This is a genomic window from Ruegeria sp. CDSB086, assembly GCF_059611065.1.
Genome location: NZ_JBXWOV010000010.1, coordinates 76,207 through 94,158, shown reverse-complemented (window position 1 = coordinate 94,158; position 17,952 = coordinate 76,207). Strand labels below are relative to the sequence as shown.

The window sequence follows — 17,952 nt, the reverse complement described above, 5'->3', positions numbered from 1 at the left end:
GCTCCTAGTTGAACTGGATAAAGGCAGTCGCGGCGCCGGCCACCGGCACCAGCGATCCCATCGTGCCGGTGTTGGTGGGTTCTGCCCGGGGTGGAATTAATGGATCGGCAGCCCCGGTAAACGGATCGCGCGTCGCAAATGCGTTTGGAGTTTGCTGATCCAACTGAGCCAGAACGGTTTGAAAACGCGTCACGTAGGCGTTTGCCAAAGCGGGTGTGCGCGAGTGGTAGGCCCCGGCGGCGGCGCTCCACGAGCCCAGCTCGGCATACAGCTCTTTCAGAAACCGCGCGGCATATGTGGCGTTTTCATCTGGGTCGAACATGGCGTCGATCGAGCGGAACGCCTTGCCGTGCCAACGGTAGTTGATCTGGAAGCACCCGATATCAAAGCTGCGTTTTCCTGCTTTGAAGATTTCGAACACATATGATTTTGCCTCGAACTGTGAGGTGAACCAAATGCCCTTTCCTTCAACATTGATCGTCCAGGGCCAGGGTTGCAGCGCCCCGTCAGCTGTGCGGCCTGTCTCAACCCGAGCGATTGCACGCATGACATCCAGTGGCACACCTTCGGACCGGGCGGCGCGCTGGGCGGCGTGGTCGCAGATGCTGGCCGTTCCGGTGTTGGGCATGGCAAAACCCGGCGGTGCCGCCAACAGCGCCGCCAAGGTCAGTCCTAAGATCATTCGATATGGCATTCTGCCGGTCCGGGATTCTGATCAGTCCGGGCCAAGCTAGCTGTGTCAGGGTTTACAGAGGGTTATCGGCCGCTCAGTTTCGGTCGATCCGGCGGCCGAACACGACACTTGTGTTGGTTCGCAAAACCCCGGGGATCTTTGCCAATTCGTCGACCAGAATGTCCAGATCCTCGATCCTGGGGGCTTCGGCGGACAGCAGCAGGTCGAACTCCCCATTGATCGACAGGCAGAGCTTGACCTCGGGATAGGCTTCCAGCCGCTTGATAATACGTTTGGTCTCTTTTTGCTGAACCTCAAGCAAGACAACGACCTGAACGCGCGGGGCGTCTTCAGGGGCGCTCAGAACCACCGAATACCCGGCAATCACGCCGCGTTCTTCCATCCGCTGAATGCGTTCATGCACGGTGGTCCGGGCCACACCCAGTTTCGCCGCGATCTTGGTCGTAGATTCGCGGGCGTTGTGTTGCAGGGCTGTGATGATGCGACGGTCAAGCTGATCCATACGGCCAAGGTGTAGTGCAAATACCTTGGGATGCTCAAGGTTTGTCAGCGTGTTCGCCCGACGTGATTTTCTGCTTGGAGCGCGGCCAGATCAGAAGCGCAACACCAAGCCCTGAAAGGGCCGCCACAGTCATCCAGATCAATGTCTGTTCGGTTCCTTTGGTGGTCATCAGCCACCCGGCCAGCGGGTACAGCACCAGCCAGCACGCATGGGACAGGGTGAACTGCGCGGCGAAAACTGCTGGTAGGTCTTCCGGGCGGGCCGTGCGTGTCAGCAGGCGGCCGGAGGGTGTCAGAGTGGCTGAATAGGCAAAGCCAGCACCCGCCCATAACACTGCGAGCCCCCACAAAGTCATCTGGGTCGAGGCGAACAACCCCGCGGCAACGGCCATCGTGAGTGTCCCGAATGCTGCACCAGCCAGCATAACGCTGCGATCCTCGTAGTGGTTCAGAAGAGACGGCAGGATGAAGGCAGCCACCATCGAGCCGGCCCCATACCCGGCCAATGCAGCGGCCACAGCGCTTTCCGTTAGCCCAAGATCGGCGCGCACGATTACGACAGTGTTGACGATGACCATCGCGCTGAGTGACGCGGCAGTCCAGGTCAGCGCCAGCAAGCCGCGCAACCGTGTCGTACCAAGGTATAGGCGGATGCCACGGGTCGTCCGGTCGTAAATCCCCCTCCGTTTCGTCGGTTTGGGCGAAGGCAGGGCGACCGACACGACAAGGATTGCCGAGGCAACGAACCCAATACTTGTGCCCCAGAACAGGCTGTCAAAGCTAATGATCAACAACAGCGCTGCAGCCAGAGCGGGACTGAGCAGACTTTCGAGGTCATAGGCCAGCCGAGACAGCGACAGAGCTTTGGTATAGTCCTGCTCATCCGTCAGAACATCCGGAATCGTCGCCTGAAAGGCTGGGGTGAAACCAGCAGAGGCCGATTGCAGCAGGAAGATCAGCACATAGATCTGCCAGATCTCGGTCACGAACGGCAAACAAAGCGCAACGGCGGCACGCACAAGATCTAGCACCACCAACATTTTGCGTCGATCCAGTCGTTCCGCAAACGCAGCGGCGAGCGGGGCGACAACCACGTAGGCCACCATCTTGATGGTCAGGGCGGTTCCCAGAACCATACCCGCCGCGTCACCGGCCAGATCAAAGGCGAGCAACCCCAAGGCAACCGTCGCCAGCCCGGTTCCCATCAACGCAACCACCTGAGCCGCCAGTAAATGGCGATAGACGCGGTTCTTCAGGACGCTCAGCATCGGTCAGAGGTACTTTGTGATGGTTTTGAAACCTTCCACGTCCGGGTTTTTGGTTGCGGTCGTTGGTGACAGGCAGTGATCAATATGATCGTGGATCAAGGCCCGTTTGGCGTTGGTAATCGCCTTTTCAACCGCAAAAAGTTGCTGTGCGATGTTGGTGCAGGGCTCTTGATCTTCGAGCATGGATATTACCCGGGCCAGATGCCCGTGTGCCCGTTTCAGACGCGCGTGGATCTGCTGGTGCGATTCGTGTTTGTGCTGTGTCATGCAATAACCCTATCCCCCCCATAGGGATATGGTCAACGTAACCTGCGGGTCCCTGCCGCACTGTCATGGATAGCGTTGAGTTTAGAGACCAAACCTCCTATCTCGGGGGCGATACCGGACAAAGGACAAGCCCCGTGGCAAACCATCTTTACAAAAACGACCTGCCGGACGGGTTGGATATGGGCCCTGTTGTGGCCATTGACTGCGAGACTATGGGGCTAAACCCGCATCGGGACCGGCTGTGCGTGATCCAGATGTCGGGCGGCGACGGAGACAGCCATATTGTTCAGGTCGAAATAGGCCAGACCGAGGCCCCGAACCTGTGTGCGATGCTGGAAAACACTGACGTGCTAAAGCTTTTCCACTTTGGCCGTTTCGACATTGCTGCGATGTACCACGCATTTGGCGCATTGGCCGCTCCGGTTTATTGCACCAAGATCGCCAGCCGGTTGGTGCGCACCTATACGGATCGCCACGGGCTGAAGAACCTGTGTCAGGAGTTGATCGGTGTCGATATCTCAAAACAGCAGCAGATGAGCGACTGGGGGGCCGAGACCCTGACAAATGCGCAGCTGGATTATGCGGCTTCGGACGTACTGTACCTGCATCAACTGCGCGAGGCGTTGGACGGGCGCTTGGCCCGCGAAGGCCGCAGCGAAATGGCGCAGGCCTGTTTTGACTTCCTGCCGATGCGTGCGAAACTGGACCTCGCCGGTTGGCCCGAAACGGATATTTTTGCGCACTCATGACCGATAACGAAGCATTCCTGAGAACCGCACGTCAGGTCATCACCGACGAGGCCCGCGCGCTGGACGTGCTTGCCGAAAGCCTGAATGAAGATTTTGCCGAAGCCGTGCAGATGATCCTACAGGCTCCGGGCCGCATCATCATCAGCGGTATCGGCAAATCTGGTCATATTGGCCACAAGATTGCCGCCACGCTGGCCAGCACCGGCACGCCCGCCTATTTCGTGCACCCGGCCGAGGCCAGCCATGGCGATCTGGGCATGGTGTCAAAAGGCGATGTGGTTCTGGCGATTTCCAATTCGGGCGAAGCGCCGGAGCTGGTCAATCTGCTGGCCTTTACCCGCCGCTTTGGCATTCCCTTGATTGGTTTGTCCAGCAAACCGGAAAGCACGCTGATGAAGCAGGCGGATGTGCATCTGTTGATCCCGTCGCTGGGCGAAGCTTGCGGTTTTGGCATGGTGCCCTCGATTTCAACCACTTTGACGTTGGCGATGGGCGACGCCTTGGCCATTGCGTTGATGAAGTACCGTGATTTCAAGCCCGAGGACTTCCGCGCCTTCCACCCTGGCGGCAAGCTGGGGGCGCAGCTTTCAACCGTGCGGGATTTGATGCACGCTGATCTGCCAGTTGTGTCTGAGGGCACCCCCATGAGCGAGGCACTGCTGGTCATGAGCCAGAAAAGCTTTGGCGTTGTCGGCGTGACGGATGAGACGGGCCGCCTGATTGGCATCGTGACTGACGGCGACTTGCGTCGGAACATGGACGGCCTTCTGGACAAGACCACAAAAGAGGTCATGACCACCAATCCGCTGACCATTTCCCCGAACGCAATGGCGGAAGAGGCGGTGGCGATCATGAACGACCGCAAGATCACTTCGCTGTTCGTGGTCGACCCCGAGACACAAGGCCCAGCCGAGGGGCTGCTGCATATCCACGACTGCCTGCGCGTCGGATTGGGCTAAGCGGAGGGTAGTGCGGTGGACGGACACTCACGCAGGGTACAGTTCTTCAAGGTGGTGCTGCCGTTGGTGGCTATCGCTATGCTGTCGACTGTGTTCCTGCTGTCGCGCAGCATTGAAACCAATGTGTCCGTGCCCTTCAACCAGCAGGATATCGATGAACGTTTGGCGGATCAGGTGGTGACGCAGCCCAACTACCAAGGAACGACCCGCAAAGGCGAAGACGTTCAGATCGAGGCAAGCCGGGCAACGCAGGGTACTGAGGGCGAAGCGCCAACAGCGGCCGAATTTCGGGGCCGCTTTGGCCTGCTGAATGGCGGCGTAATCACTTTGGATTCCAACTCTGGCATGATCCGTCCGGACAAGAATACGGCTACCTTTGTCGGGGATGTGGTTATAACAACAACGGACGGCATCGTCGTCACAACGGATCTATTGAACACCGCGCTGGACGAAATTCAGGGCGACACGCCCGGTCAGGTCGACGGAACCGGTATTATTGGTGATTTTACTGCGGGCAGAATGACATTTGGGACTGAAAAAAAAGATGGACCGGTCCATATTATTTTTACAGATGGCGTGAAGTTGGTGTATGAGCCTCAAAAAGCAGAAAGATAACCTGTGTTCTATTTTCGATTAGCCCTTGTAAGCGCTGCTCTGGTAACTGGTGCGATCTCTGCGACAGCGCAGGAAACTCAGGTTGCTTTCGGTTCGGCCAATGCCGACCCAAGCCTGCCGGTCGAGGTGACCTCGGAAAAGCTGAACGTAAATCAGGAAGACGGCTCGGCCGAGTTTCTGGGCAACGTGATCGTCATTCAGGGCGAAATGCGGCTGACGGCGGAACGCGTGCTTGTCATTTACAACGAAGACCGTTCAGGCATCGAACGGATGGAAGCGACCGAGGATGTGATTCTGGTCAGCCCTCCGGATGCGGCCGAAGGCGACTGGGCGGAATACACCATCGATTCAGGTGAGATCGTCATGAAGGGCAACGTTCTGCTGTTGCAGGGGCCAAGCACGATCAGCGGCGACCAGATGAACGCCAACCTGACCACTGGCAAAGCGACGATGACCGGCAACGTGAAGACCATCCTGCAGCAGGGGGCCAACTGATGGCTCAGCCAAACCTGACGGTAGCCGAAGGCACCTCTGGCCTGAAAATCGAAAAGCTTCGCAAGTCTTACCGAAAAAAGACAGTGATCCGCGACGTTTCCATGACCTTGGGCCGATCCGAGGTGGTTGCGCTTTTGGGCCCGAACGGGTCAGGCAAGACCACCACATTCTATTCGGTCGCGGGCCTTGTGTTTCCTGAGGCTGGCACTGTTACGATTGACGGTCAGGTTGTCACAACGCTGCCTATGTATCGCCGCGCGCGTCTTGGGATCGGATATCTGCCGCAAGAGATGTCGATTTTCCGTGGCATGAGTGTCGAGGACAACATCGCCGCCGTTCTGGATATCACCGTCAACCACGCCCACCGCCGAAAAGAGCGGCTGGAAGAGCTGTTGTCCGACTTCTCGATCGAACACCTGCGCCGCGCACCCGCGCTGGCCCTGTCGGGCGGTGAACGCCGCCGGGTCGAGATCGCGCGTTGTTTGGCAGCAGATCCGAAATATCTGTTGTTGGATGAACCCTTTGCGGGGGTCGACCCGATCAGCGTCGGGGATATCCGCCACCTGGTTGCGGACCTGAAAAAGCGTGGAATCGGCGTGTTGATCACCGATCACAACGTGCGCGAAACTCTAGAGATCGTGGATCGTGCCTACATCCTGCATGACGGTCAGGTCCTGATGTCCGGCACACCCGATGAAGTGGTCGAAAATGAAAACGTGCGCCGGGTTTACCTGGGCGAAAACTTCCGTATTTCATGAGCTTGCGCAGATTTTCGCCGGGCGCATAGCGGAAATCACGTATATACACGCCTGTTTTGATTGACTCTCCCGCCGTCTCTTGCCTCAATTGGACTATGGCATTTCTTCGGTTCCCGACTGGATCACGACGCCCCTTCCTTGAAGGGGGGCCGGTGCGGTTACCGCAGGATTTGCCGATGTCCCCCACCCGATAAAAACAAGCGCGTCGCATTACGTGACGTCAGAAATGGGTGTGAATAGTGAAGGAGATCACATGCGTTACCAAATCAGCGGAAAACAGATCGACATCGGTGCGGCCCTGCAGACTCATGTGCAGACCGAACTGGGCGAGGTCGTGGGCAAATATGCCCAACGTCCGACAGATGCCAACGTCGTCTTTTCCCGTTCAGCGCATGAATATGTATGCGAAACCACAGTGCATCTTTCCACAGGTCTGACCGCTCAGGCCAAGGCACACGCAACCGAGATTTACGCGGCGTTTGAGGGATGCTGCGACAAGATGGAAACGCAACTGCGCCGTTATAAGCGCCGACTGAAAGACCACCACAAAGATCGGTCCGAGCCTGTTGAACTCTTCGGAGCGTCGTCTTATATCCTCGCCTCTGACGAATCGGAGACGGCTGACGAGCCCGATACTCTGCAGCCCATGATCGTGGCTGAGATGGAAACCAAGATCCCATCGCTGAGTGTTGGAGAGGCGGTCATGCAGATGGAACTTGCCGGTGCGCCGGTGCTTGTGTTCCGAAACGAAAACAAGGACGGATTGAATGTCGTGTACCGTCGCGAGGACGGTAACATCGGCTGGATTGATCCGTAACAGGCAAGACTAGCAAGGCACGCCCCTGCAATTGCAGGGGCCCCGCCGTGGAGCGTGATGATGGAGCTTTCGAGCATATTAAAGCCCGAAGCAGTACGTGTGTTGTCCGCCGCTTCTAGTAAGAAGCGGTTGTTTCAGGAAATTGGTGATGTTGCCGCCGGGACTTTGCACCTGGATGCGCAGACTGTCGTCGATTGCCTGCTGGAGCGCGAAAGTCTGGGGCCGACCGGGGTTGGGCACGGTGTCGCCTTGCCGCACGCTCGGCTGACAGATCTGGACTCTGTCTCGGGTGTGTTTGTAATGCTCGAAAAACCGATTGATTTTGGATCGGTCGACCGGCAGCCGGTGGACATCGCATTTGCACTGTTTGCGCCGGAAGAGGCGGGTGTCGATCACCTTAAGGCGCTTGCGCTGGTGTCCCGTACTCTGCGCGACACGTCAGTTTGTACAAAGCTGCGGGCCAACCCTGATCCGGTCAAGCTTTACGCGATTCTGACCGAAGCGCAGTCCATGCAGGCCGCCTGACCTTGCAGAAATAAAAAAAGCCCCCGAAAGCTGGGGGCTTTTTTCTTCGAGGCGGCTTTTGCTTACCCGCCTGCTCCCATTTCCAGTGTCCACCAGATTTTCCCGCCGCCTTCCTGATGCCAGGAAAAGCCCATTTGTGATGCTTTGGGGTCCATGATCACGGCTCGGGGGCCAGGTTCCTGCATCCAGGCGGCCAAGGTTTCGGTTTCGGTCTCATAGGTTTCCGAGATCGCCTCACCCAGGAAAGTCCCGTAATAACCAACGCGTTGCGCGCGATCTATGGGCGACGAGCCGTCCGAACCGAAGTGCCATGGGCGGTTCTGGCGCGCCATGTCCTTAGAGTGGGTCGCGGCCGCAGCATTCAGCTGCGAGTTCAGCTGCACCGCCTGCAAACCCTGAGCCTGGCGCAAGGCATTTACCGAATCCAGCATACGGAACTGGAGCTTTTCGGGGTTGCCGCGAATCTTGTAGACCGATGGCAGTGGACGGCCATCTGATCCGTAAGTTGGGGTGCTGCTTGGGGTACATGCAGCCAGCGCAACAAAGCAAAGAAACAGTAATGTGATAATACGCGTCATGATCGACCTGATTATTGTGTCGATATACGGCATAGCGCGCCATGCAGCCTTGGGCAAACCTGCAATGGCTGATTCTTGCATGTTTCTGCCGGTTTGATTTGCGATTGACGCATTCTGGCAATAAAATACGTAAAAATTTCAGGACATCTTTCGCAAAGGACCGGTCACTATGGTCAAGAAACCCATTCACTCATCTAGCCGCCGAGGATTTCTGGCCGGTGCTTCGGCCCTGCTGGCATCGCCGGCGATTGCCCAGTACATTCCAGGTGACCCACTGCGCCCAGCACCCGAGGCCGAGCCAGACGTGCGTCGCAATGTCTCGGGGTTCCGCGCCCTGGATTGGCAGCCTTATTTCTCGAATACGAGAAATGGGGCCATTCTGGTCGATACGGTGTCCCGAGCGCTGCATTATTGGTCAGATGATCAATCTGTTTACAAACTCTACCCCTCATCCGTTCCGCTGACCGAAGAATTGACCCGCCGGGGCCGCACCAGCGTCATCCGCAAAGTTGAGGGTCCCAGTTGGTCACCGACACCTTCTATGAAGAAACGAAATCCCGAATGGCCAGATCATATTCCGCCGGGCCCTGATAACCCATTGGGAACACATGCTTTATACCTGAGTTGGAAATACTACCGGATTCACGGAACGCATGACACGCGCAAAATTGGTCGCCGGTCGTCGAACGGATGCATCGGCCTGTTCAACGAAGATATCGCTGAGCTGTTCTCGATGGCGAAGGTCGGCACGCAAGTGTTGCTTATTTGACGACATTTTCGCGCACGAACCCGCTTGTGGCTCAAGTTGCAATTGCATTCCAGTCATATAGCTGATTAGAAAAAAACCACGAGGTAAGTCTTAGGTGTGCGGATCCGATTGATGGAGCCGTGCAAACTCTGGAGGTTAATATGAAAAAACTCGTTCTCGCCGCTGCATTGACTGCTGCTGCTTCGACCGCTTATGCCGGTAACCTGGAAGAGCCGGTTGTTGAAGCACCGGTTGTTGTAGAGGAAACTCAGGGTTCGTCGCAGGGTATCATCCTGCCGCTGATCCTGCTGGTCGTAGTTGCCGCAGCTGTTGCAGCAAGCTAATTTGACGAGCTAAATCTAGAGAAAAGGCGGTGGAGCGATCCACCGCCTTTTTTCATTTCTTGATGATGGGAAACGGTCAGTCGAGCCAGCCCTTCAGATTGTCTTCGATTACCTTGCCCAGTGCGCCAATGTGCGAATCATCGTCATTGAGGCAGGGGATATAGGTAAAGGTCTGACCGCCGGCCTCTTCAAAGCTTTCCTTGATCTCTTCGTTGATCTCTTCCAGCGTCTCGATGCAATCGGCGGAAAACGCGGGCGCTATAACGGCGATGTTCTTCTTTCCCTGCCGCGCCAAATCAGCCACGTGATCCACGGTATAGGGTTTCAGCCATTCTTCGGGACCGAATCGCGATTGGAAGGTTGAGACCAGCTGATCGTCCGACCAGCCCAGCCGTTCCTTCAGCAATCGGCTCGTTTTCGCGCATTGGCAATGATACGGGTCGCCCTGCTGCAAATAGCGCTCTGGCATGCCGTGATAGGAACAGACCAGGACATCCGGTTTGGTCTCCAGCGCCGCATAGGCTTTTTCCACTGACCCGGCCAAAGCGTCGATATAGACAGGCTCGTCGAAATAGGCTGGAACGGTGCGAGACGCAGGTTGCCAGGCTTCGTCCATAAGCGCGCGGAAAAACTGATCATTGGCTGTTGCCGTGGTCGCGCCCGCATATTGCGGGTAGAGCGGGAAGAACAGAATTCGATCACAGCCCGCGGCCACCATTTCACGTACTTTGGATTTGGTTGAGGGATTGCCGTAGCGCATGCAGAAATCGACCATCACCTGATCGCCGTACCGTTCTTGCATCGCATCGCGCAACTTGGCTGTCTGGTCCTTGGTGATCGTCATCAGCGGGCTTTCGCCCTTGTCATGGTTCCAGATCGACTTGTAGGCCTCACCCGAGCTGAACGGGCGCTTGGACAGGATGATGCCTTGCAGAATCGGCTGCCACTTCCACTTGGGATAGTCGATCACGCGTTGGTCCGACAAAAACTCGTTCAGATACCGGCGCATCGGCCAATAGCTGTAGTCATCCGGTGTACCGAGATTGGCCAGCAGAATGCCGACGCGGCCCATTTTGACCTTTGGGTGGTCTGCGGCGGTATGATCGGGGCGAGTGGCGTCAAACATCTGATGCTTCCTGAGATTTCTCTGTACTGGCCTGAGATAACCGGAAAAGCCCGGTCGTCAATTGGACAGTTTACCTTCTTTTGTGCCCAGCGCATCCGCAAGCCGCGCTTTGGCCGATCCGGGGCGCAATGGTTTCTGTTGGCTGTCATCCGGAGACCAGCCGGTCAAGCAGATCAATTCATAGGTGGCGGCCAACCGCCCCGCGGGTGTTGAGAAGTTGTCGGCATAGACCTGCTGCGCGCGCGTAAAAACCTGTCGCTTGGTGGGTTGTTTCATGCGCCCGGACAGGCTGTTGGTCTCACCCATGGCGCGTAGGTCATGCATCAGGTGCTGCATGTCGCGGTATTCCGCCGTCAGGCGCGCGGTGTCGGCGACCGGCAGCGCAAACCCCGCCCGTTGCAGCAACCCGCCAAGTTCGCGCAGCTCGGCCATCGGGACGATGCGCGGACTGAGGCCTCCGGTCACTTCGATTTCGGCCTGTCCCAATGCGGCGCGCAGCTCGTGCAGGGTTTCTCCGCCCAGACACACAACCAACAGCAACCCGTCGGGGCGCAGAGCACGGCGACATTGGATCAGTTGCCCAACAGGATCATTGGCCCAATGCAGCGCCATGGCGTGGATGACCAAATCATGCGCACCGGGGGTCAGATCCAGAACCTCATCATCCGCAACGATCCGCGTCCCGGGCAGCACGTCCTGCCAGATATGCGCAAATGGCGTCACGATCGCCGGGGCCGTAAAGGTTTTGTTAACCATGGAGAGCCGATCCTGCACTTCGTCCACAGCGGCACGATGCAGGAACAGGGCCTCATCCTTCGCGCGGGCGCGGTGCCGGGTAAGGACCTGGCGATCAAACAAAGAGGGTGTATTGGACACAGGCAGTTTCATAGGGCGCAATTATCGCATGTGGCACCAGATTCAAACCGCTGTCGCGCTGATCTATCCGCCGCGCTGTCTGGGCTGCGGGGACCTGACCGAATCGGATTTCGGGCTGTGTGGGCCCTGCTGGCGCGAGACGTCCTTTATCGGAGGAGTTGTTTGCGAAAGCTGCGGGGTGCCGTTACCGGGGGTTTCAGACGGTCACCGGATTGAGTGCGACGATTGCTTGGCTGCGCCGCGCCCCTGGCAAGATGGGCGTTCGGCCCTTTTGTACGATGGCAAAGCGCGGTCGCTGGTGCTGGCCTTGAAACATGGTGACAGGCCCGAACTGGCGCGCCCTGCCGCACGCTGGCTGGCGCGGGCCGGGCAAGAGATATTCCGCGAGGGGATGCTGCTTGCGCCGGTGCCTTTACACTGGTCCCGGTTGTTGAAACGCCGGTACAACCAGTCCGCCCTACTGGCGCAGCACCTTGGGAAAGAGGAAGGGCTTGAGGTGTGCCCGGACCTTTTGCTTCGCCACCGAAAGACGCCTGTTCTGGATGGCAAAACAGCGGCAGAGCGGGCTGAAGTCCTTAAAAGCGCGATCATCGCCCATCCAAAGCGGCAAGACCGCTTGCGGGGCCGCGATATCCTGCTGGTGGATGATGTGATGACGTCCGGCGCAACACTGGCGGCTTGCGCGCGTGTCTGCCTTGCATCCGGAGCAAATCATATTTCCGTGTTGACCCTAGCGCGCGTTGCCAAGGATGCCTAATTCGCCCAAGATTATGCGAAACGCGAAGGTACGGAATATGAAACCGGTAGAAATCTACACCTCGCCGCTCTGCGGCTTTTGTCACGCGGCCAAACGCTTGCTGAAACAGAAAGGCGTCGAATTCAAGGAAGTCGACGTGCTTATGCACCCCAAGCGCAAGCCCGAGATGATCCAGCGCGCCGGTGGCAAACGAACCGTGCCACAGATCTTTATCGGTGCGCAGCACGTGGGCGGCTGTGACGAACTGTATGAGCTGGAGCGTCAGGGCAAGCTGGATCGCCTGCTCGCAGCCTGATGAAGACCGCGCTGCTGCAAATCACCTCGTCGGATGATCCGGCCGAAAATCTGGACAGGGTGCGCGCCATGATGGCCGAGGCTGCGGAACAAGGCGCGCGGTTCATCCTGACGCCCGAGGTGACGAATTGCGTGTCCACCAGCACCACGCGGCAGCGCGAAGTCCTGCAGCACGAAGAAGATGACCAATCGCTGGCCGGCCTGCAGGATCAGGCCGCCGCGCTGGGTGTCTGGCTGCTGATCGGGTCTTTGGCGATCAAGACCCATGATGCAGACGGTCGGTTCGCCAACCGGTCCTTCATGATCGACCCGCAGGGGCAGGTCGTGGCGCGGTATGACAAGATACACATGTTCGACGTGCAGGTCACCGAAACCGAGACCTTCCGCGAATCAAAAAATTACCGCCCCGGCGACAAGGCGGTGATTGCCGACACTGATTTTGGCAAGCTTGGCATGACCGTTTGCTATGACGTCCGGTTTCCGGCGCTCTATGCGGCGTTGGCGCAGGCAGGGGCGCGAATCCTGACGGTTCCGGCCGCGTTTTCGCCGGTCACGGGTGCGGCCCATTGGGAATCGTTGCTGCGCGCCCGGGCGATTGAGACCGGCTGTTGGGTTCTGGCCCCCGCACAAACTGGCGAACACCCTAAGGCCCGCGGCAAGACGCGCTATACTTATGGCCACAGCATGGTAATTGCCCCTTGGGGAGAGGTTGTCATCGACGCAGGGACCGATCCGGGCATTCACATTTTCGATTTGCGTGATAGTTCTGTGTCTGAGGCGCGCCGTCGGGTGCCCTCGTTGACTCACGTCCGTCGCTTTGACGGACCCTGATCCAGAACCGGACCATGACTGACGAACACAATGCCCTTGCGGTCACGCTGTTCAGCGAAATCCTGACCGCCGACCAGCTGTTGCGTAATCGGCTTAGCCGGGTGCTGCCCAAGGGTATGGAGATTTCGCATTTCTCGGTGCTCAACCACCTGGTTTTTGTCGGGAACGAGCGTAGCCCGGCACAATTGGCCGATACGTTCCACGTCACGCGTGGTGCGATGACCAACACCTTGGCCAAGCTGGAATGGGCCGGGTACATCCATATCCGCCCCGACTGGGACGACGCCCGCCGCAAGATGGTGGCGATCAGCCCCGCCGGTCGCCGTGCCCGCGATCAGGCGATTGCGTCAATCGCCCCCCTGATCAACCGCGTGGTCGGAGAGTTGGGGCTGGAGCGCGTCCGCAGCACGCTGCCCGTGTTGCGGGATTTGCGGTTGCAGTTGGAGGGGGAGTAGGGATCAGCGAACCGTTGTCCCAAGGTGGATCCAGGACTGGTGTGGTCGGGCGCTGGCAGGCTTGATGCTCATGCAATGTGCCGCGGACTAAACGGCCACTTCATTCTAAGAGCATTCTATCCAGAAGCTGCCGCAAATCACTGGCCTCCATTTTTGGGTTGCCTTGCAAGCCAACTCCAGCCGCCGCCGCTGCTGCGAATAGAAGGCAGGCTTCTATTCCATCCACGCCCTCGAATTCACCGCCATGGATAAGCCATATCAAATACTCACCTTTTACATCTTCATTAGTAGAACTTATTTTTCCTACGTTGCATCCTTCGTCAGAGAGTTCGTGTTTGGAAAATGGTTCTGTCGTCTCCTCCGTCAGTTCTAATTCGACTGGTTTCACAAACTTGCCATCCGAAACTATCTCGGGGTCAATAAAGACGAAAAAATACAACGCCCTTACCAGATCATAGTTGTTCGAGTTCGAACCCAAGTACCGATCTGCTATTTCCTGAGTCGCCTCAGAAACTTTAGGATCGCTAATGTAGCCAAGAAGCGGAACGCCTTCATGTTCGTACACGAACACGCCCGCATTCTCTTCTGCTGTGGCTAGCGTGTTATTGAACAAGGTAGCAGCGGAAATTGCCGCACCAAAAAATACCGCGCGCCACGGCGCGTAACTTAAAGATCGAGTCAAAAAATCTTCCTTAATTCGGCTTCACACTCGCCGTCACATAATTCACGCTCAGGTCGCGGTCCGAGATCGACCAACTCCACAGGATCGGGTTGAACACGAAACCCTTGCGGTCCACCGGGTCCAGCCCGGCTTGGCGCAGCAGGTCGAACAGCTCATCGGGGGTGATGAACTTGTTCCACTCATGCGTGCCGCGGGGCAACCAGCGCATGACGACCTCGGCCCCGAAAATGGCCATAGCATAAGATTTCGGATTGCGGTTGATGGTCGAACAGATCAACAACCCGCCCGGTTTCAGCAATTGCTGCGAGGCTGTCAGAAATCCCAACGGGTCGGCAACATGCTCGACCACTTCCATGTTCAGCACCACGTCGAACTGTTCGCCTGCAGCGGCCATGTCCTCGGCTGTGGTGTGGTGGTAGTCGATCTCCAGCCCGGATTGTTCCGCGTGGATTCGCGCGACGGGCAGGTTGCCTTCGGCGGCATCCGCTCCGACCACTTCGGCCCCAAGGCGGGCCATCGGTTCGCTCAGCAGCCCGCCGCCGCAGCCGATATCTAGCAAACGCAAGCCCTCGAACGGCTTTGGCGACTTTAAATCGCGATCGAATTCGCCCGCGATCTGCTGTGTGATATAATCCAGCCGACAGGGGTTGAGCATGTGCAGTGGTTTGAATTTTCCATGCGGATCCCACCATTCTGCGGCCATCGCTTCGAATTTTGCGATCTCGGAAGGGTCAACCGTGTTCGGATGCGCTTGCATTCCTGTCTCCGTATGCTCTTTTACGCTTAAGGACTATATAGGGCCATAATGGACAAGTACCCGGACCAAAAGCGCGCAGTTCAATATCTGTACCCGCCGATCGATCCTTTCGATCAGCGTATGGTCGATGTGGGCGATGGACACCGTATCTATATGGAACAATGCGGCAATCCCAATGGCCTTCCGGTGGTGATTCTGCATGGGGGACCCGGTGGCGGCTGCAGCCCGGCTATGCGGCGTTATTTCGATCCGGACGTTTACCGGGTGATTCTGTTTGATCAGCGCGGATGCGGACGGTCACGCCCGCATGCCTCGGTCACTGACAACACCACTTGGCATCTGGTGGACGATATCGAACGTCTGCGAACCTTGCTGGATATCGACGACTGGATTGTCTTTGGCGGTAGCTGGGGGGCGACGCTTGCGCTGGTCTATGCGCAGTCCCACCCGGATCGGGTCAATCGCCTGGTGCTGCGCGGTGTGTTCCTTGCGACGCAGGCCGAGCTGGACTGGTTTTATGGTGGTGGCGCGGGCAAATTTTGGCCCGAGCAATGGGCGAAGTTCACCGCTCTGCTGTCGGAAAGTGAACTAAGCGACACGATCGGCGCATATAACAAACGCCTGTTCTCGGGTGATCGCGCGACCGAGATTCTGTATGCGCGCGCCTGGTCCAGTTGGGAAAACGCGCTGGCTTCGATCCATTCGCATGGCGCAACTGGGGAAAGCCCGGGGGAATACGCGCGCGCCTTTGCGCGGCTTGAGAATCACTATTTCATCAACCGCGCGTTCCTTGAACAGGACGGGCAGATTCTGGACCAGATGGACAGAATCGCACATATCCCCGGCCATATCGTGCAGGGTCGGTATGACATGATCTGTCCGCCTCAGGCCGCGTGGAACCTTGCCCAGCTGTGGCCCAATGCCGAGCTGAAGATGGTGCGCCAGGCCGGGCATGCGCTGTCCGAACCCGGAATTAGCGCGGAATTGGTTCGCATCATGGACCGCGTGGCGGAGGGCGCATTATGACCCGCATCGACCGTCGTGCTCTGTTTGCTTCCGGTGCTGCCGCCGCTCTGCTCGCGGCGACCGGTGCGTCTTTAGCCGATACGCCCAAAGTGGGTGGTACGCTGCGCCTTGCCGTGCCCCGCGATGACAGTTTGGAGCAGGTTGCCCGTGGGGCCGTGTTCGACACCCTGACCGAGATTGCACCCGACGGCACCCTGCGCGGAGAGCTTGCGACCGGTTGGCAAACTGATTCCCAAGCCCGCATCTGGAGCTTTGATCTGCGCGAGAACGCTCGTTTTCACGATGGCGCAGTCCTTGATGTAAGGGATGTGATGGCGGTTCTGGGCGATGTCGGGCAGGTCGACGCCTTGTCAGATAATCGCGTGCGTCTGGAGTTGGCTCAGGCCAACCCGGGTCTACCCTTCCTTTTGGCCGACAGCAGGTTCGTTATTACGCGCAACGGGCAAGGTGTCACGCCCTTGCAGGCGGCGAACGGCACCGGATGCTACCGAGTTGAACGGGCGGAGGATGATCGTCATTTCCTTGGGCGCCGTGTGGCGGGCCACTACAAGGATGGATTGGCTGGCTGGGCCGATACCCTGGAAGTTATCGTGATTCCCGACGCTCGCGTGCGTACCGAGGCACTGCGAGACGGCTTTGTGGATATCGCGGCACTGCCGCAGGGCGAAGGGTTCAGCCCGCACCGCGGATTGCGCTTTTTTCCAAGCGAATCCGATATGGCGCTGGCTGTAGCAGGGCATGTCGGCATGCCCCGTCAGATCGGAACGGATCGCCCCCTGGATGATGGCCGCGTTGCCGAGCGTTGGTGGTTGATTTAAACGCCGAAAATTCGCCTGACTTCTACTTTGTGCAAAATTTTGCTATTGTACGCGCTGTATTAGCTTAATTGTTTCGAAAATGGGAGAATTCCCATGAGGGTTGAAAGCTTAAAGAATATATCAATTTCCATTTTGTCCGTAGCATTGGCGGTTGTTGCGGTGTTTGCCCTGAAATCAGGTAAAGACGTTACCGTAAAAGTCAGCAAAAACGGGACGATAGAGCTGGATGCCCGCGAAGGGCAGTCGCTGACCCAGTTGCTGGACAAGGGTTTTGAGGCCGTAGAGGCGAACCCCGAAGATAGTGCAGAGACGACAGCGCGGAAACTGTCCGATATGCGGGCTCTGACCCGCACGCTGAAGTCGCATGGTTACTATGCGTTGAACGATTCGGATCTGGTTCACGAAATTAGAGGGCTGGAAAAGGAGGATCCCCTGTCGGCCGGGCTGCGCGACGTGCTGTATGATCTGGAAGGTCCGTTTTCGCTGCCCGGAACATTGCGTGGGGCGGATTCACGGATGTGGCAGGCGATCGCTGATCTGTACGAGGGTATAAAGTCCGAACCGCGTGGTGACAGCCAGCTATTTGCGACGCTTTACACGAACTTCATTCAGCAAGAGACCGTGTTCAGCCCCTTCAAGCACGAGGTAACGGCCGAGGGCGTGTTGTTGCATGACGCAAATAGGAACGAAAAACCGATGGTGTACACCTGCCCCGACAGTTTTTTGAAGCCGGGGATTACCGTCCTGATCAAACCGACCGGCGGGTCATCCAATATCATGCGTCAGTTCACGGTGCGGCAAGATCCTGTTTTTCATGCCTGCGCCGCGCGGACACCGTTCGAGTTTTTGTCGGGTTCAGAAATGAAGCTGGGGCTGAACCGGGTGGCCTTTGATCAACTCTTCCCGCCGCGGACGGCGAATGCCGAGCAGTTTCAGGGCAGGGGCACTCTTTCGGTGATTATCTACCCGCGCAATACGCAGCCTGCGCTTTTTGCATCTTCGGCGGAATAGG

The 17,952-nt window shown here is 57.7% G+C and carries 25 protein-coding genes; 16 read left to right on the top strand and 9 right to left on the bottom strand.

The genetic code is table 11. From position 1 onward, the window contains the following. Positions 1-4: 4 nt before the first annotated feature. The 4 genes from AC2FIO_RS19105 to AC2FIO_RS19090 form a co-directional block, all read right to left on the bottom strand. Entirely contained in the window at positions 5-694 is a 690-nt protein-coding gene (locus tag AC2FIO_RS19105; protein ID WP_496699629.1) for a lytic transglycosylase domain-containing protein, read from the bottom strand. Between the two features lie 73 nt (positions 695-767). Continuing rightward, positions 768-1,196, bottom strand: a complete 429-nt coding sequence (locus AC2FIO_RS19100; protein WP_108861647.1) for an Lrp/AsnC family transcriptional regulator — start codon at positions 1,194-1,196, stop codon at positions 768-770. A gap of 34 nt (positions 1,197-1,230) precedes the next feature. Beyond that, a complete protein-coding gene (locus AC2FIO_RS19095; RefSeq protein ID WP_496699628.1) occupies positions 1,231-2,463 on the bottom strand; it encodes an MFS transporter in 1,233 nt (410 codons plus the stop codon). Positions 2,464-2,466: 3 nt separating this feature from the next. After that, a complete protein-coding gene (locus tag AC2FIO_RS19090) occupies positions 2,467-2,730 on the bottom strand; it encodes a metal-sensing transcriptional repressor (protein ID WP_496699627.1) in 264 nt (87 codons plus the stop codon). Between the two features lie 134 nt (positions 2,731-2,864). Between AC2FIO_RS19090 and AC2FIO_RS19085 the strand changes: the two genes are divergently transcribed. The 7 genes from AC2FIO_RS19085 (at position 2,865) to AC2FIO_RS19055 (ending at position 7,648) form a co-directional block, all read left to right on the top strand. Further along, the gene (locus AC2FIO_RS19085) at positions 2,865-3,479 is read left to right on the top strand and encodes a ribonuclease D (protein WP_496699626.1); all 615 of its coding nucleotides are present in this window, start codon (positions 2,865-2,867) and stop codon (positions 3,477-3,479) included. After that, positions 3,476-4,438: a KpsF/GutQ family sugar-phosphate isomerase gene (locus tag AC2FIO_RS19080; RefSeq protein WP_496699625.1), complete on the top strand. Its 963-nt coding sequence runs from the start codon at positions 3,476-3,478 to the stop codon at positions 4,436-4,438. The genes AC2FIO_RS19085 and AC2FIO_RS19080 overlap by 4 nt, the downstream gene beginning before the upstream one ends. Positions 4,439-4,453: 15 nt before the next feature. Beyond that, positions 4,454-5,053, top strand: a complete 600-nt coding sequence (gene lptC, locus AC2FIO_RS19075) for an LPS export ABC transporter periplasmic protein LptC (RefSeq protein WP_058272998.1) — start codon at positions 4,454-4,456, stop codon at positions 5,051-5,053. Between the two features lie 3 nt (positions 5,054-5,056). Continuing rightward, complete coding sequence (locus AC2FIO_RS19070; RefSeq protein ID WP_058272997.1) at positions 5,057-5,548, top strand: LptA/OstA family protein; 492 nt, start codon at positions 5,057-5,059, stop codon at positions 5,546-5,548. Then, positions 5,548-6,306, top strand: coding sequence for an LPS export ABC transporter ATP-binding protein (gene lptB / locus AC2FIO_RS19065; protein ID WP_058276524.1), 759 nt, complete (start codon positions 5,548-5,550; stop codon positions 6,304-6,306). Before AC2FIO_RS19070 ends, lptB begins: the two co-directional genes overlap by 1 nt. A gap of 253 nt (positions 6,307-6,559) precedes the next feature. Continuing rightward, complete coding sequence (gene hpf, locus AC2FIO_RS19060; protein WP_058273067.1) at positions 6,560-7,123, top strand: ribosome hibernation-promoting factor, HPF/YfiA family; 564 nt, start codon at positions 6,560-6,562, stop codon at positions 7,121-7,123. Positions 7,124-7,183: 60 nt separating this feature from the next. Beyond that, positions 7,184-7,648 carry a PTS sugar transporter subunit IIA gene (locus AC2FIO_RS19055; RefSeq protein WP_058273066.1) on the top strand — a complete coding sequence of 155 codons (465 nt, stop codon included), beginning with the start codon at positions 7,184-7,186 and terminating at the stop codon, positions 7,646-7,648. Positions 7,649-7,710: 62 nt separating this feature from the next. Here the strand turns inward: AC2FIO_RS19055 and dalA are convergent, their stop codons facing one another. Further along, a complete protein-coding gene (dalA, locus tag AC2FIO_RS19050) occupies positions 7,711-8,226 on the bottom strand; it encodes a divisome-associated lipoprotein DalA (RefSeq protein ID WP_282120905.1) in 516 nt (171 codons plus the stop codon). Between the two features lie 169 nt (positions 8,227-8,395). Between dalA and AC2FIO_RS19045 the strand changes: the two genes are divergently transcribed. After that, positions 8,396-8,995, top strand: a complete 600-nt coding sequence (locus AC2FIO_RS19045) for a L,D-transpeptidase (protein WP_109311276.1) — start codon at positions 8,396-8,398, stop codon at positions 8,993-8,995. Between the two features lie 140 nt (positions 8,996-9,135). Continuing rightward, positions 9,136-9,318 (top strand): hypothetical protein, encoded by a 183-nt coding sequence (locus tag AC2FIO_RS19040; RefSeq protein ID WP_010442520.1) that lies wholly within the window; start codon positions 9,136-9,138, stop codon positions 9,316-9,318. A 76-nt stretch (positions 9,319-9,394) separates the two neighbouring features. Here the strand turns inward: AC2FIO_RS19040 and hemH are convergent, their stop codons facing one another. Both hemH and AC2FIO_RS19030 read right to left on the bottom strand, forming a co-directional pair. Next, positions 9,395-10,444: a ferrochelatase gene (gene hemH / locus AC2FIO_RS19035; RefSeq protein WP_496699621.1), complete on the bottom strand. Its 1,050-nt coding sequence runs from the start codon at positions 10,442-10,444 to the stop codon at positions 9,395-9,397. A 57-nt stretch (positions 10,445-10,501) separates the two neighbouring features. Further along, the gene (locus AC2FIO_RS19030) at positions 10,502-11,332 is read right to left on the bottom strand and encodes a methyltransferase domain-containing protein (protein WP_282170835.1); all 831 of its coding nucleotides are present in this window, start codon (positions 11,330-11,332) and stop codon (positions 10,502-10,504) included. Between the two features lie 16 nt (positions 11,333-11,348). Here AC2FIO_RS19030 and AC2FIO_RS19025 point away from each other — a divergent pair, with 16 nt between their 5' ends. The 4 genes from AC2FIO_RS19025 to AC2FIO_RS19010 are packed head-to-tail and all read left to right on the top strand — an operon-like array spanning position 11,349 to position 13,657. Beyond that, complete coding sequence (locus AC2FIO_RS19025) at positions 11,349-12,077, top strand: double zinc ribbon domain-containing protein (protein ID WP_496699619.1); 729 nt, start codon at positions 11,349-11,351, stop codon at positions 12,075-12,077. Positions 12,078-12,114: 37 nt separating this feature from the next. Then, on the top strand, positions 12,115-12,372 hold the full coding sequence (gene grxC, locus AC2FIO_RS19020; RefSeq protein WP_108861637.1) for a glutaredoxin 3: 258 nt from the start codon (positions 12,115-12,117) through the stop codon (positions 12,370-12,372). After that, positions 12,372-13,202: a carbon-nitrogen hydrolase family protein gene (locus AC2FIO_RS19015; RefSeq protein WP_496699616.1), complete on the top strand. Its 831-nt coding sequence runs from the start codon at positions 12,372-12,374 to the stop codon at positions 13,200-13,202. Before grxC ends, AC2FIO_RS19015 begins: the two co-directional genes overlap by 1 nt. A 14-nt stretch (positions 13,203-13,216) precedes the next feature. Next, entirely contained in the window at positions 13,217-13,657 is a 441-nt protein-coding gene (locus tag AC2FIO_RS19010) for a MarR family winged helix-turn-helix transcriptional regulator (RefSeq protein WP_472722373.1), read from the top strand. A 100-nt stretch (positions 13,658-13,757) separates the two neighbouring features. On the opposite strand, the gene AC2FIO_RS19005 is transcribed toward AC2FIO_RS19010, so the two are convergent. Beyond that, a complete protein-coding gene (locus tag AC2FIO_RS19005; RefSeq protein WP_496699613.1) occupies positions 13,758-14,339 on the bottom strand; it encodes a hypothetical protein in 582 nt (193 codons plus the stop codon). A gap of 10 nt (positions 14,340-14,349) precedes the next feature. Next, a complete protein-coding gene (ubiG, locus tag AC2FIO_RS19000; RefSeq protein WP_496699611.1) occupies positions 14,350-15,096 on the bottom strand; it encodes a bifunctional 2-polyprenyl-6-hydroxyphenol methylase/3-demethylubiquinol 3-O-methyltransferase UbiG in 747 nt (248 codons plus the stop codon). Positions 15,097-15,144: 48 nt separating this feature from the next. On the opposite strand from ubiG, the gene pip reads away from it, so the two are divergent. The 3 genes from pip to AC2FIO_RS18985 all read left to right on the top strand — a co-directional run bounded on the left by pip (position 15,145) and on the right by AC2FIO_RS18985 (position 17,951). Continuing rightward, complete coding sequence (pip, locus tag AC2FIO_RS18995) at positions 15,145-16,122, top strand: prolyl aminopeptidase (protein ID WP_282170832.1); 978 nt, start codon at positions 15,145-15,147, stop codon at positions 16,120-16,122. Beyond that, positions 16,119-16,940, top strand: a complete 822-nt coding sequence (locus AC2FIO_RS18990) for an ABC transporter substrate-binding protein (protein WP_496699610.1) — start codon at positions 16,119-16,121, stop codon at positions 16,938-16,940. The genes pip and AC2FIO_RS18990 overlap by 4 nt, the downstream gene beginning before the upstream one ends. 132 nt (positions 16,941-17,072) lie before the next feature. Next, positions 17,073-17,951: a hypothetical protein gene (locus AC2FIO_RS18985; protein WP_496699608.1), complete on the top strand. Its 879-nt coding sequence runs from the start codon at positions 17,073-17,075 to the stop codon at positions 17,949-17,951. The last annotated feature ends 1 nt before the right edge of the window (position 17,952 follow it).